Annotated in this window: 10 protein-coding genes and 2 pseudogenes; 7 read left to right on the top strand and 5 right to left on the bottom strand. The window is 57.1% G+C overall.

All coding sequences use genetic code 11. The features are described from left to right. The first annotated feature begins 15 nt into the window (after nucleotides 1–15). Nucleotides 16–390, top strand: a complete 375-nt coding sequence (locus IPM21_15735) for a RidA family protein (protein MBK9165325.1) — start codon at nucleotides 16–18, stop codon at nucleotides 388–390. Nucleotides 391–511: 121 nt separating this feature from the next. Here the strand turns inward: IPM21_15735 and IPM21_15740 are convergent, their stop codons facing one another. Then, nucleotides 512–706: a 50S ribosomal protein L28 gene (locus tag IPM21_15740; GenBank protein ID MBK9165326.1), complete on the bottom strand. Its 195-nt coding sequence runs from the start codon at nucleotides 704–706 to the stop codon at nucleotides 512–514. Between the two features lie 90 nt (nucleotides 707–796). On the opposite strand from IPM21_15740, the gene IPM21_15745 reads away from it, so the two are divergent. Both IPM21_15745 and IPM21_15750 read left to right on the top strand, forming a co-directional pair. After that, on the top strand, nucleotides 797–2,077 hold the full coding sequence (locus IPM21_15745; protein ID MBK9165327.1) for a SurA N-terminal domain-containing protein: 1,281 nt from the start codon (nucleotides 797–799) through the stop codon (nucleotides 2,075–2,077). A gap of 87 nt (nucleotides 2,078–2,164) precedes the next feature. Beyond that, nucleotides 2,165–4,144 (top strand): ABC-F family ATP-binding cassette domain-containing protein, encoded by a 1,980-nt coding sequence (locus IPM21_15750; protein MBK9165328.1) that lies wholly within the window; start codon nucleotides 2,165–2,167, stop codon nucleotides 4,142–4,144. Nucleotides 4,145–4,150: 6 nt separating this feature from the next. On the opposite strand, the gene IPM21_15755 is transcribed toward IPM21_15750, so the two are convergent. From IPM21_15755 to IPM21_15770, 4 genes and pseudogenes are all read right to left on the bottom strand, one after another. Further along, nucleotides 4,151–6,925, bottom strand: a complete 2,775-nt coding sequence (locus tag IPM21_15755; GenBank protein MBK9165329.1) for a serine/threonine protein kinase — start codon at nucleotides 6,923–6,925, stop codon at nucleotides 4,151–4,153. 74 nt (nucleotides 6,926–6,999) lie between these two features. Continuing rightward, complete coding sequence (locus tag IPM21_15760; GenBank protein ID MBK9165330.1) at nucleotides 7,000–7,569, bottom strand: sigma-70 family RNA polymerase sigma factor; 570 nt, start codon at nucleotides 7,567–7,569, stop codon at nucleotides 7,000–7,002. Nucleotides 7,570–7,692: 123 nt separating this feature from the next. After that, nucleotides 7,693–9,161, bottom strand: a pseudogene (gene guaB / locus IPM21_15765) (IMP dehydrogenase). A gap of 104 nt (nucleotides 9,162–9,265) precedes the next feature. Next, nucleotides 9,266–10,252: a helix-turn-helix domain-containing protein gene (locus IPM21_15770; GenBank protein ID MBK9165331.1), complete on the bottom strand. Its 987-nt coding sequence runs from the start codon at nucleotides 10,250–10,252 to the stop codon at nucleotides 9,266–9,268. 224 nt (nucleotides 10,253–10,476) lie between these two features. Here IPM21_15770 and IPM21_15775 point away from each other — a divergent pair, with 224 nt between their 5' ends. The 4 genes and pseudogenes from IPM21_15775 (at nucleotide 10,477) to IPM21_15790 (ending at nucleotide 13,663) form a co-directional block, all read left to right on the top strand. Then, a complete protein-coding gene (locus IPM21_15775; protein ID MBK9165332.1) occupies nucleotides 10,477–10,851 on the top strand; it encodes a BMC domain-containing protein in 375 nt (124 codons plus the stop codon). A gap of 35 nt (nucleotides 10,852–10,886) precedes the next feature. Beyond that, nucleotides 10,887–12,215 (top strand): annotated as a pseudogene (locus IPM21_15780) (aldehyde dehydrogenase family protein). Between the two features lie 403 nt (nucleotides 12,216–12,618). Next, nucleotides 12,619–13,272, top strand: a complete 654-nt coding sequence (locus IPM21_15785; protein ID MBK9165333.1) for a VWA domain-containing protein — start codon at nucleotides 12,619–12,621, stop codon at nucleotides 13,270–13,272. Between the two features lie 4 nt (nucleotides 13,273–13,276). Further along, nucleotides 13,277–13,663: a zinc ribbon domain-containing protein gene (locus IPM21_15790; protein ID MBK9165334.1), complete on the top strand. Its 387-nt coding sequence runs from the start codon at nucleotides 13,277–13,279 to the stop codon at nucleotides 13,661–13,663. Nucleotides 13,664–13,710: the final 47 nt, after the last annotated feature.

Below are 13,710 nucleotides of genomic sequence, written 5' to 3' on the forward strand. Positions count from 1 at the left end.
AAGCGAGCGACAGATATGAAGGTGATCTCGACAGAAAAAGCACCCGGCGCTATCGGGCCATATTCGCAGGCGATCGTTGCAAATGGAATGGTCTTTTGCTCGGGCCAGATACCGATCGATCCGGCAACCGGAGATTTTGTTTCCGAGGATGTCAGCGAACAGACCGAGCAGGTTTTCAAGAATCTGAGTGCGGTGCTCGAGGCTGCCGGCGCGTCGCTTGAGAGCGTGGTCAAGACGACCGTCTTTCTCGCGGATATGAATGACTTTGCGGCGATGAACGAGGTTTACGGCCGATATTTTGATACGAACAAACCGGCACGGGCGACGGTACAGGCGGCGCGGCTGCCGCGTGATGCCCGCGTTGAGATCGAGTGCATTGCACTCGTTTAGATCTTTGTAAGTGAAGTGGCCGGAGAGCTTCCGATCCTAATGGTTAATCGGGAACACAAGAAAAGCCAAACGCCTTTTGAGCGTTTGGCAACTTTCTCGGTAAAGCAAGACTCAAAAAGAGTTAAGCAGCTTTAACGATCTTTCCAGACTTAATGCAGCGTGTGCAGACCTTCGCCCGAGCGTTTCCGCCGGCCGGCATCTGAACACGAACGTTCTGAAGATTTGGGTTGAACCGACGACGCGTTTTGTTGTTCGCGTGCGAAACGTTGTTTCCGAATTGCGGGCCCTTGCCGCATATGTCGCATCTTTTTGCCATTATCATCGCCTCCGTAAAATTGCGGTGCAAAGAGTTTGTAAAAACTCAAAAACAAGTTTTATACCAGATAGGTCTCTAAGTAGTCAAGTAATGATTGAAAAAGGATATTTCAAAGGAGTACTTTCGAAAGTGCAAATTTCCAAGTTTCGTTTAGGTTTGGCCGCCGTTGTGGCGGTCACCGGCGTTTTTCTTTCGGCATGCGGTGGTTCCGGTACGGCCAATGGCCCGAGCGGCGATCCAAATGTGGTCGCTGCTAAGGTCAATGGCAAGGATATCAAGCTCGAAGAGGTTGAAAAGGGCATTAAGGCACAGGCACAGGGTGCCGAGGCCAACCTTTCGCCGCTTGAGCTTGCTTCGGCAAGGCTTCAGGTGCTTGAGCAGCTGATCCAGACCGAAGTGATGTTCCAGCGTGCTGAAAAGGAACTGACCGTCCCGACCGAGGACGAGGTTACGGCAGAGATGAACAAACGCCGAACGGCGAGCAACCTCTCGGCCGAAGAGTTTCAAAAACAGATGACCGCCGCCGGTGAGACCGAAGAGAGCTGGCGACAGAACGTACGCAAGGAAATGGCACTCTCCAAGCTCCAGGAGAAAATAACCGGCAAGGTCGAGGCCCCGAAAGACAGCGAGATCGAGGCCTTCTTTAACGGCAACCGCGAGCAGTTCAAGAACAAACGTGGTGCACAGCTCGCAGCGATCGTCATCGACCCCGCGAACAGCGGTCAGGGCGATACGACGACCACCGACCAGGAAGCTCAACTTCGGGCCAAAGAGGTCGGCCAGCGTGCCTTGAGCGGTGCCGATTTTGCAACTCTTGCTCGTGAATTCAGCGAGGACTTCGATACACGTGCCCGCGGCGGCGACTGGCGGTATTTTACCGAGCAAGAGATGACGCAGGTCTTTGGCCAGGGCGTTGCCGCCTTCGTGATGGGCCAGATGCAGAATGGCCAGATCGTCCCGCAGGCGATCCCGTTCGAGGGCCGTTACCTTATCATCAAGCTGCAGCGTAAGGTCGAGAAGGATGAGGACCGCACGCTTGAGAGCCCCGAGGTTCGGCCGCAGATCACGCAGTTGCTTATCAACGCACGCAAGAATTTGTTATGGCAATCGTACATGGCGATTGCACTTAACGAGGCACGCATCGAGAATCTGCTGGCCCGAAAGGTCGTTGATAATCCCAACGAGCTGAGCGGTGCCCGCCAGGCTCCGGTAGCGACTCCGGCCGATGCCAATACGAACACGGCAAACGCAAACGCGAATACGCCATCGAATGCGAACGCGGCAGCAAACGCTCCGGCAAATGCGGCAGCGAACTCGGGCTCGGCGAATACTGCAAACGCCAACGCGGCGAACGCAAACGCCAATCGATAACATCGCCCACGGGGGCGTTTCACAATAACGCCACGGGGCGGATCGCTTGAAGTTAATGCGGTCCGCCCGTGGCATTTCTAGTCAAGAATGCTGTTCAGATTCGGCGACATCACCAAGAGCTACGGCGGCACGGAGATACTACGCGGCGTCTCGTTCCAGATCAATCCGGGCGAAAAGGCTGGACTTGTCGGGCGAAACGGAGCGGGGAAGACGACCGTCTTTCGCCTGCTGACGGGATCTGAATCGCCGGATTCTGGCGAGATCGCAAAGATCAACGGGCTCCGACTCGGCCTGCTTGACCAGCACGTAGATTTCGCCGCGGGCGAGACGGTCCATACGGCCGCACTCTCCGCCTTCAAAGAGATCCACGACATCGAAGCCGAGATGCGGCAGCTTGAGAAGCAGATGGAGACGGACCACTCGGCTGAGATCCTTGACCGCTACGCCGACCTCCAGATCCGCTTCGAACAGGCCGATGGCTTCACCTATGCCGCCCGGGCCGAGTCGATCTTGCTTGGCCTCGGGTTTACCCGCGAACAGTGGTCGCACGATACGGGCATCCTCTCCGGCGGGCAGAAAAACCGCCTTGGCATGGCCCGGCTGCTTCTCTCGGGTGCGGACATTCTCTTGCTCGATGAGCCTACAAATCACCTTGATGTCAACGCTGTCGAATGGCTCGAGGGCTTTTTGGCGCAATACGAAACGGCGTATGTCGTCATCAGCCACGACCGTTACTTCCTTGACCGGACGACCGACCGGATCATCGAGATCGAGAACGGCCGTGCGGTTACGTATAAGGGAAACTACTCAAAGTTTCTCGTTGAGCGGGAGCTCCGCCGCGAGCAGCAGCAGCGGGAATACGAGAACCAGCAGTCGATGATAAATAAGACTCAAGAGTTCATCCGCCGCAACCTTGAAGGGCAAAAGACCAAGCAGGCAAAGTCGCGACGCAATATGCTGGAACGGATGGAACGGCTTGACGCGGTCATCGCCGACAAGTCCGGCGGAAGCTTTGGGCTAAAAAAGGTCGAACGGACCGGCAACAACGTCCTGATGGCCGAGGACCTTACAATCGGTTACGGTGATAAGGTGCTAGCCTCGGACATCAACCTCTCGCTCCATCGCGGCGAGGCTCTTGGCATAATCGGGGCGAACGGCACCGGCAAAACGACATTTCTCAAGACCATTCTCGGGCAGATCCGCGAACTCGACGGAAAGTTCATCTGGGGCACGAAAGCCGACATCGGCTATTACGCTCAGAATCTCGACGATCTTCATCCGGCGAATGAGATAGTCCAGGAACTTCGTCGGGTCGATCCGATGGCCGATAATGGAACTCTCCGATCGTTTCTCGCCCGTTTTCTTTTTGTCGGCGAGGATGTTTTCAAACGCGTCGGCGACCTCTCGGGCGGCGAGAAGGGAAGGCTGGCTCTCGCCAAGCTGATCTATTCGCGAAAGAACGTTCTGGTGCTCGACGAGCCGACGAACCATCTCGATATTCCGTCCCGCGAGGCGCTCGAAGACGCCCTACGCGAATACGACGGGACGATCATAACCGTCAGCCACGACCGCTTTTTCCTCGACAAGATCGCGACCCAGATCCTTGCCTTCAACGCCGACGCCGTGCACGTCTTCGCCGGAAACTACACCGAGTATCACGAATGGGCAGAGACGGCGGCGAAGGCCGAAGGCAAGAATGTCGGGGTCACGCTTAAGGTTGAAGAGCCATTGGCGATCGGGGCAAGTTCGGACGGCGGTTCGGGGAACGGCCATGCGGTCAAAGCCGCGATCGCTGATGCGGCCGTTGCCGGAGGTCAGGAAAAGAAGCCGTCCCGCTTTAGCAAAAATCAGCTTCGGCAGATGGAGCAACGCGTCGCCCGGCTTGAAGAGCTGATCGCCGAGTGCGAGGACCGGCACACCCGACTCACCGTCGAGATGTCCGAACCCGAAACGGCAAAAAGTGCCGACCGGCTCGCCGAACTCGTCCGCCTTATCGCCGAGACCGAGACCGAGCTCGGGGCCCACACCGCCGAATGGGAACAGCTCTCGCTCGATCTTGAATCTTAACGGCCGCTACTTGCCGGAGTATTCGGCCCGCTCGGCGAGCAGTTCATCCATCAGGTTTTTGTCCGACTCCCGGACCGCATCTTTATCTTTCAATTGTTGGGCGATCTCAATAGCTTTTCCTATCGAATCGATAGCTTTCTCACGCTGCGAGGTCTCGAACTGAGCTCTTGCGAGCAGCCGATGGGCGATCGAGAGGTCGTATTGATAGGTCAGCGATCCCTTATCGGCCTCTGCGATCGGTTCCATTATCCGGATCACGCCCGCGAGCGGAGCCAAGGCCTCGGAATATTTTCGAAGTGCTACTAGTGCTCGTGCGCGTTCCGTTTCGTAGATGGCAAGGTTTCGTTTGTATTCGTTGTTGTCCGGATTCTTTTCGCTCAATCGTGCCATGACGGCAGAGGCTTTTGCCGTGTTTTCGACCGTCGCAGTAAAGTTCCCAGCAATACGATTCGCCCGTGCGACGTTGAAATACGATATCGCCAGGTCATAGGCCACAACGCCATTTTCGGGCTCCTTTGCCAGTGCGTTTTCGGGAAAAGCGGTCGTCGGCGAACATGTCTCGACCGCTTGTTTGCCATCCTGTTTGTCGATGAAAAGCTCGCACTTCATTAAATGGGTCAGCCAGACACTTCGCTGAACGCGAAAGTCATTCGGGAACTCGCGTGCGAGTTCGTCGCTGAGCGCGATTGCCAGGTCGAATCCACGGACGGCCGCTTCGTAATCGCCGAGCGAGGCTTTTGCCTTGCTCATTATCCGGAGCAGACGCGTTTGCGCCTTTTTGAAGTCGCCGTTTTCCGGATCGCTTGCTCGCAGCTTTTCGATGATCGCGAATGCTTCGTCGAAGAGCACTACGGCCTTCTCGGTCTGCGAATTGAAAACAGGTATCGCCCCGTAGTCGATCAGCAAGACCGCAAGTCGATTCTGGTGATCGGCCGATTCCGGCATGTCGCGTACAAGCTCTCGACGCAGGCCAAGGGCTCGCTCAAATGCCTGTTCGGCCTCCGCCGTCCGGCTACTGTTCCATAGCGTTCGTGCGGTCGTGTAGTAATTATTGGCGAGCTTTTCTTTCGCTTCGGGGTCGCTTGGGTTCGCGGCGTAAACCGCTTCACGGAGCTTCGCCGCTTTTGCATAGCTGTCGAGGCCGGCCTGTACGTTGCCGAGGCTCGAGTTGCTGAGAGCGCCCTGCACATCCCCGACCTTTTCGTAAGCGGTCGCAAGCTCGCTCTGAAGTGAGAGATCGTCGGTTGCTTCGCTCGAAAGGCTGTCTAGGTATTGGAGTGCGTTCGTGATGATCTTTTCGCGAGCCTTCAACGAGCCCTCAAGGTTCTCTATCTCCGGATAAACGTCGAAGAGGTATGAATTCGCCAGGGTGCGAACATCATTGAAACGTTTCTCGGCCTTGGCACGTTCCGCTTGAGCCACCCTCGCCTGCCAGACGGTCGCGATCACGCCCGCCGCGATGGCGAGGATCACTAGCCCCGCGCCGATCGCTCCGGCTTTGTTGCGGGCGTAAAATCTCTCGATGCGGTACGAAAATGTGTTCGGCCGGGCCGTCACGGGAAGTCCGCGTTGGTGCCGGTGAATGTCTTCCGCAAGATTTTCGGCCGAGGTGTACCGTCGCTCGGGCTCTTTGCGAAGTGCCTTGAGCACAATATTGTCCAGATCGCCGCGAAGGCTGGTGGCATTTATGCTAGGTTTGCCCGGCAGAGTGATCTTCTGCCTTCCGGCATCTGTGTTCGGACGGGCCGCCAATGTCGGCTGTTCCTTGGCTTCGGGCGTGGCGGCGAGCACTTCTGTTCCCGCGTCGGAAAGTGATCGGTAGATCTTTGCGGCCGTCACGACCTGATCCGACGGCGGCCGCGGTTCTGCCTCAAGAACTGCTTTGTAGATTTCCTGAAGGTCGGCCTCCTTCTCCCGGAACGGCCGACTGCCCGTAAGGAGTTCGTAAAGTATGACGCCGAGCGAGTAAATGTCGGTCGCGGTGGTTACGCTTTCATTGCGGAGTTGTTCCGGCGAGGCATAGCTCGGGGTCATCACGCCCAAGTTCGTGACCGTCGATGCGCCGAATGCGGACAACTCCTCCGAGAGAACTTTCGCGATCCCGAAATCAAGAAGTTTCGGAACGCCGTCGCCATTGACCAGAATGTTCGAGGGCTTTAGGTCGCGGTGAACGACCAGATTTCGATGTGCGAAATTGACCGTCGAACAGACCGTTCGGAAAAGGTCGAGACGCTTCGCGAGTCCAAGGCCGTGCTTATCGCAATAGACATCGATGGGCAGGCCGTCGACATATTCCATCGCGATAAACGGAACCTGATCGTCGGTCGTGCCGGCGTCAAGAAGACGGGCGATATTTGGATGTTCGAGCGATGCGAGTATTTCGCGTTCGTGTTCAAATCGGCGGCGGAGATCGGCGGTGTTGAGTTCACGTTTGAGAAGCTTGAGCGCGACCTTTTGATCGAACTTGCCGTCCGAGCGTTCGGCAAGATAAACGACGCCCATACCGCCGTAACCGATCTCTCGGGTTATCCGATAGTTGCCGATCTCCTGCCCGACCAGCTTCTCATCGGCCGAGTCGGCAAAGAAATCCTTCGAAAACTCGACAGCCGAGAGCCGCAGCACATCCTCGGACTCGGTCTCGAATGCGAGGAGCGAATCGACCTCCGCACGCATTTCAGGCGACAGGCCAAGGCCATCGATAAACGAACGCCGTTCCGATTCGGGCAGATCCAGGGCATCCGCAAGAATATCCTTTATCTTCTTCCAATTTTCGGACTGCATAAATTTGCCGGTCGAATTGAGTTTCTCTCAACAACTGAAATGCGTGAGATCGGAGAATTTCGTGCCAACAAAAATTAAGAGCGATTTAACTCGCGAAACAACCAGAGTCGAGCCGACTGCCATTCGCGCACGACGGTCCGTTCGGAAATGCCAAGTGCTTCGGCGATCTCGGCATTGCTCATCCCGCCGAAGAACCGCATCTCAACAACGCGTGCCTGCTGTTCGTCGATCGCGAAAAGCCGGTCGAGCACTTCATCGACGATCAAGATCGAATCGGCCCGCTGCTCGACCGGGATATCGACATCGTCGGCGGAAAAATGTATTGCGTGATTGCCGCGTTTTGCGGCGCCGTGATTTCGAGCATGGTCGACGAGTATTTGCCGCATCAGCCGGGCGGAAGTGCCGTAGAAATGGGCTCGGTTTTGCCATTCGATGCCGGTTTGCTTGGCAAGCCGCATGAAAGCCTCATGAACAAGCGCGGTCGGCTGGAGCGTATGATTCGGCCGCTCGCGCGACATCAAAGCCCGAGCCTGCCGCTTCAGCTCGTCATAGACATAGGGAATCAACCGCTCGCCCGCCGCGTCGTCGCCGTTATTCCAGTCTTTCAGAATGGTAGTGATCTCCGAGATGTTCGGTTCACTCATAATCGTCGATGTGTAGAGGATTTTGCGAGCATAGTAACCTATTCGCCGCCCAAAGCGAAGCAAAGGGCAATACTCAACAGCCCTAGCTTCATGAGGATCATTTGGCAAATGGGCCTGTAATACTTAACTCTCTATTCGATAGTTCGGGGCTTCTTTGGTGATTATTACGTCGTGGACGTGAGATTCGCGGAGGCCGGCGGACGTCATCCGGACGAAACGGGCATTGGCTTGCAGGTCCGCGATGTCGCGGCAGCCGGTGTAACCCATTCCGGCACGAAGCCCGCCAATGAGCTGCGTTACCATCTCCGCGACGGAGCCTTTGTAAGCCACGCGGCCCTCGATGCCCTCGGGCACAAACTTCGAATCGACCGTCGTCATCTCCTGTGCGTAGCGGTCGCTTGAACCCGCTTCATTGCACCGATCGAGCCCATCCCGCGATAGGTCTTAAAGCTGCGTCCTTGGAAAAGAATGACTTCGCCCGGGGCTTCCTCGGTACCGGCGAAAAGCGACCCGATCATTACGGTATCGGCACCGGCGGCGATCGCCTTGACCACATCGCCCGAGAACTTGACGCCGCCATCGGCGATAATGGGGACGCCCGTGCCCTTCGCGGCCTTAACTGCATTTGTAACGGCTGTTATCTGCGGCACTCCCGCACCGGTCACAACCCGCGTCGTGCAGATCGAACCCGGCCCGATGCCGATCTTTACGGCGTCAACGCCCGCTGAGATGAGCGCCGCGGTGCCTTCCTCGGTCGCTACGTTTCCGGCGATGACCTGCATTTCGGGGAACTTCTGCTTTATCGCCTTTACGGCCTCGAGCACACGCGAGCTATGGCCGTGGGCCGTGTCAACAACAATGGCGTCAGCACGTGAGCTGACCAGAGCCGTCGCTCGTTCAAGGAAGTCGCCGGTCGCGCCGACGGCTGCCGCACAGCGAAGCCGGCCGAAGTCATCCTTTGCCGCATGAGGGAAGCGGATCGCCTTTTGAATGTCTTTCACCGTGATCAGTCCCTTGAGATGCCCGTCGCCATCAACGACAAGCAGCTTTTCAATGCGGTGCTTTTGAAGTGTGACCTTGGCGTCGTCCAGCGTTGTGCCGACCGGAACAGTGACGAGAGGCTGCGGGGTCATTACGTCCGAGACCGGGCTGTCGAACCGTGTCTCAAACCGTAGGTCCCGGTTCGTGATGATCCCGACCAGAAAGCCGTTCTCGTCGATCACCGGAACGCCGCTGATCTTGTAGCGTTCCATTATGTGAAGAGCCTCGGAAACGAGCGCATTCTTGTTGATGGTGACCGGGTCAACGATCATCCCGGACTCGCTCCGTTTGACCTTGTCGACCTCTTCGGCCTGTTCGGCGATGGAGAGATTTTTGTGGATAACGCCGATGCCGCCTTGCTGGGCAAGAGCGATGGCAAGTCCGGCCTCGGTCACCGTGTCCATTGCCGAGGAGCAAAGCGGGATGTTCAGCTCAATGCCGCGGCTGAAGCGTGTTCGGGTATCGACCTCGCCCGGCAGTATCTCAGAATAATTGGGGACGAGCATCACGTCGTCGAATGTAAGGCCTTCTTTAATTTCGTCGATGTTCATAAAAGCTTGTTCTATTTACAAAAAAGCCCGCAAGTATCTGCGGGCGGCGCAATCCATGTATTTTGGCGAATCGTTGTGCTTTTCGTAAGGAACGTATCGCATCTTTAGGGCGTCGGCGTTGCGGCCGGTGTCGTTCTGGCCAGCGGCGTTGTGCGTACGGCGGGCGTCGCCGTCCGGGCCGGTGTCGCGGTGTTTCCGCGGATAACGGGCCCAGGGCTAAGTCCCGGTGTTGTTACCGGACTCGTGCTCACGGTTGCGGTCGGAACGGCAGTCGGCGTCGGTGCGGGCGTAGTTACCGTCGGACTTGGAGTCGTCTCGCCGGGTTGAACAAACCTTCCCGCCGTGTAGATCGCCTCGGCATTCGCCTTATCTATCGTAAATGTGACCGAGCTTCCCCGAGCCGGAGCCGGAGGAGGCTCGATCGCTTTGCCGTTGAGTTTCAACGCCACCTTATCAAAAAAGCCGCGGTAATAGCTGAGCCGTACGGATTCGCTCGCAGTAATTACCTTTGGCGTACCCGCAGGAACAACCTCCGAGATCTGTTTTCCATCTACCACGGAAGTCAGGCTGATCGCTTCAGCGGTCGGTGTGAATTCGATGCGGATCTCATTAAAGCTCGGGGCCGGTGTCGGGGTCGGGACCGTTCCGGTCCGGTTTGCGTTCACATTTGTGTTCGCCGCTGGCTCGCTAGGCTGAGTCTGTAGATAATTCAGGAGAAAGAGAACTCCGCCGGTTATCAAAGCGAGGATGATGCCCGCGAAGATCAGGGTCGGGATCATCGAATTCGCAACATTATCGTCGGTTAGAACCTCGGACCTGTAAACCCGAAGTTCTTTATCTTCAAGCCCCTCGGTCTTTGTGACGATCCTCGAGTATTCCTGAACCGCTTCGTTTTCATCGAGCCCAACGAATTTCGCGTAGGATTTAACGAAACCTTTGTTAAAAATGCCGCCGGGGAGTGGTTTGTAGTCGTCGCGCTCTATCGATTCGAGATAGAGGCTGGAGATGCGCGTTTGCTCAGCAACCTCGCCGATCGATAAACCTCGCTCCTCGCGAGCCTCTCGCAGTTTTTCACCAAGGGTTTGAGACATTTCTATGATCGGTAAGCCGTTCCAGAGCCATTCACCACCAACATTTCCGTAAACTTGAAATATAGCCCTGAAAACAAGGCTGTGTCAATCGGAAGGCCTATTTGAGCTTTCGGCTCGGTTGCTTGATTATTCCGAGCTACGCGTGATACGTTTACACATTGATCATCAACGGCATGCGGGCCGCGACGGCCGCACTGCCACAAACACTACAGGGAGCTAGATCGATGAGTTTAGAGGCACTAGGAATGGTCGAGACCAAAGGTTTTGTCGGCGGCGTTGAAGCCGCGGACGCCATGGTCAAGGCCGCAAATGTTCAACTGGTCGGCAAAGAGTATATCGGCGCCGGTTATGTGACGATCTTCGTCCGCGGCGACGTCGGTGCGGTCAAAGCTGCGACCGATGCCGGTGCCGCAGCGGCACGACGCGTCGGCGAGCTTATCAGCGTCCACGTTATTCCGCGGCCTCATCAGGAGGTCGAGCGTGTCATCCCGAATGGCGGTAAGGTCGGCTACAGCCCGGATGAAAAGGCTCTGCAGGGCGGCGGAAAGCAGATCGCTTCCGGCTCGGAAAACGACAGCAGCAAGCTGAAGTCCAAGTAATTACTAGCTCCGGCTCTCTCCGGTAACGGCTGTCCATGGGCGATAAAGATCTTGTAGCTCAACAAGAGGCCCGCGACGCGGTCGAATCAGCTCACATAGCCTGGCAGAAGCTAGCCGCTTTTGACCAGGCTAAAGTTGACGCCATCTGCGACGCGATGTCCGCGGCCGCCCTTCGTGAAGCGGGACGGCTAGGTACACTCGCGCACGAAGAGACGGGCTTTGGCCGGCCCGAGGACAAGCGGGAAAAGAACCGCTTCGCCGCCGAGGACGTTTGGAACCACTTCAAAACGCTTAAGACCGTCGGCGTTGTTGCCGACCATGGCGACATTGTTGAGATCGCATCGCCCCGCGGCGTTGTCGCTGCGATCATCCCGTCCACAAATCCGACCTCGACCGCGATCTTCAAGATAATCATCGCCATCAAGGCTCGCAATTCCGTTGTGCTTTCACCGCACCCTTCGGCCGCACGCTGTATTGCTGAAACGACCCGCGTGATGCGTGAGGCGGCTATCGCAAATGGCCTACCTGCCGAGGCGATACACTGCCTTGAGAACTCGACCATCGAAGGAACTGAGGCGCTGATGCAGCACAAGCGTACGGCTGTGATCCTTGCGACCGGCGGCATCGGGCTTGTCCGTGCGGCATATTCGTCGGGCAAACCGGCATTTGGTGTCGGGCCCGGAAACGTGCCGGTTTACGTAGACTCTTCGGCAGATATCAAAAAGGCGGTCGCAGACATCCTGACCGGAACTTGCTTTGATAACGGCACCATTTGTGCGTCGGAGCAGTCGGTCGTGGTCGATCGGTCGGTTGCCGATACGGTTCGTGCGGAATTCACAGCTCAAGGCGGGCATTTCCTAGATCGAACTTCCGCCGATGCGGTCGGAAAGATTTTGCTTACGCCACAGCGCACTCTGAATGCGGCGATTGTCGGCAAGTCGGCGGCACATATTGCCGAGCTCGCGGGCATTTCAATTCCGCAGGGAGTTCGCTGCCTGCTCGCCGATTGTGACGGTGTCGGCCGCGATCATCCGTGGTCGATCGAGAAGCTTTCGCCGACGCTCGCATTCTTCGTGGTTGACGGTGCCGAGGCCGCCGCCGCTCGTTGTCGCGAGATACTTCAGTTCGGCGGAATGGGACATACGGCGGGAATGCACTCGCGCGACCGAGCGGCCGCGATCCGCTTTGGCGAGCTTATGCCGGCCTCGCGTGTCATTATCAATTCGCCGACAACGCACGGTGCGATCGGGCTCTCGACCGGGCTGCCGCCGTCGATGACGCTCGGCTGCGGATCATGGGGCGGAAACGTCACCTCGGACAACGTGTCGCCGGTGCATTTGATCGACATCAAACGCGTCGCCTTTGAAACAAAACCGGTCAATCGGCCGGCCGCGTCGTCGGCTCCGGCAAGAGCAGTCGCCCCAACGCCTTCGCGAACGGTCAACCGCGATGCGATAGCGACATTGGTCGATTCATTTCTAAAGGATAAGCTCGCGAGTGTTCCCGCAGAACCTGAACCGCCGCCGGCTCCGATAATGCCGAAGCCCGAACCGCCAAAACCGGTAGCGGCCCCGGAAAGTCCGGTCCGGACAATAATTCACGAACTCCGCCCGACGCAGGAAGGCGAGACTAAGTCGCGGGTCGCCGTCGACTTCGTCAGCGAGGCGGACGTCCGGATGGCGGTCGATAAGGGCGAGAAGATATTCATTAACAGCAAGACCATCATTACCCCGGCGGCTCGTGACCTCGGGGGAGAAAAGGACGTCTTTGCCCGCGTATAGATTTTTGATGCTGCGGATCGCAATATTTACCTTGGTCGCTATGCTTTCGCTCTGCTCGTTAGCATTGGCCCAAGCGCCCGAGGCCGAGAGCGAACCCGCGACGAAAACTATCGGTTTTTTGATTGATAATTCAGGGACCTTTCGGCGGATGCTCGATCGATCGATTCGCATCGCGTCCGGTGTTGCTGTGGGCTTGCCGGAAGGCTCGGCCGGGTTTTTGATAACCTACACCGACCCCGAAAACGTTTATCTGAGGCAGGACCTGACGAACGACCGGGAAATGCTTGCGGGAGAGATCGAGAATATTTTTGTGCGGCCGGGCCGAACGGCGGTTTGGGATGCACTCCGGGTCGCGGCAGATCATTTTCGAAGACACACGCCCGCCGGCGGCCGGACGCTTATCGTTTTTACTGATGGCGACGAACTCGGCAGCGTCTCAAAACCCGATCAAGTGATCAAGGACCTGCAAGAACTTAACGTGACGGTCATTGCTATTGGGCTCGCCGAGCGGCGGGTGAATGAAAAAATGCTCGACCGAGTGGTTCGCGAGACCGGCGGACTTAAGATCCTTCCTCATATGGGCAGCGATCTGCGATCGGTCTCAGAAGAGATATTGTCTCGAATTCGTGATGGAAACTAGCACGGTGGAAAACCGTCCAACACAATCGGTCTGCCCTTCATGTTCTGTCGAGATCCGCGACGGCGCAATGTTCTGCTATAACTGCGGCACCGCGACGCCAGCAGCGGACGAGACAGAATTCCTCGAGGCAGCAGTTGCCGAGGCCGACACTGAGGCGAAGGTCATCGAGGAAAAGCAGGCCGAGACGAAAGATCCCTGGAGCGTCAGCGCTCCTATCGAATCACGGCCCATAGCCACTCCGAAGAAGCGGCGCGAAAAACGCCGGCACTCAAAACCACAGGCCGTTGAGATCGTTCCGCGGAGCGGCCCGCAATGGCAGTTTGTCATCGCGACCGCAGTGCTCTTCGTAATCGGCTTCGTGGTGATCCTTCTGGCTCTCTATTTCAAGTAGGCCTTAAATGGAGATCGCAATACTCATCTTCTTCGCCGCCATTTTAG

This window comes from Acidobacteriota bacterium (assembly GCA_016716435.1).
Lineage (GTDB): Bacteria > Acidobacteriota > Blastocatellia > Pyrinomonadales > Pyrinomonadaceae > OLB17.

Bases quoted from the DNA above. Each gene is read 5' to 3' on its own strand.
- IPM21_15770 (MBK9165331.1), bottom strand. From the start codon at position 10,252: ATGTCTCAAACCCTTGGTGAAAAACTGCGAGAGGCTCGCGAGGAGCGA.
- IPM21_15745 (MBK9165327.1), top strand. From the start codon at position 797: ATGATTGAAAAAGGATATTTCAAAGGAGTACTTTCGAAAGTGCAAATT.
- IPM21_15740 (MBK9165326.1), bottom strand. From the start codon at position 706: ATGGCAAAAAGATGCGACATATGCGGCAAGGGCCCGCAATTCGGAAAC.
- IPM21_15775 (MBK9165332.1), top strand. From the start codon at position 10,477: ATGAGTTTAGAGGCACTAGGAATGGTCGAGACCAAAGGTTTTGTCGGC.
- IPM21_15750 (MBK9165328.1), top strand. From the start codon at position 2,165: ATGCTGTTCAGATTCGGCGACATCACCAAGAGCTACGGCGGCACGGAG.
- IPM21_15735 (MBK9165325.1), top strand. From the start codon at position 16: ATGAAGGTGATCTCGACAGAAAAAGCACCCGGCGCTATCGGGCCATAT.
- IPM21_15760 (MBK9165330.1), bottom strand. From the start codon at position 7,569: ATGAGTGAACCGAACATCTCGGAGATCACTACCATTCTGAAAGACTGG.
- IPM21_15755 (MBK9165329.1), bottom strand. From the start codon at position 6,925: ATGCAGTCCGAAAATTGGAAGAAGATAAAGGATATTCTTGCGGATGCC.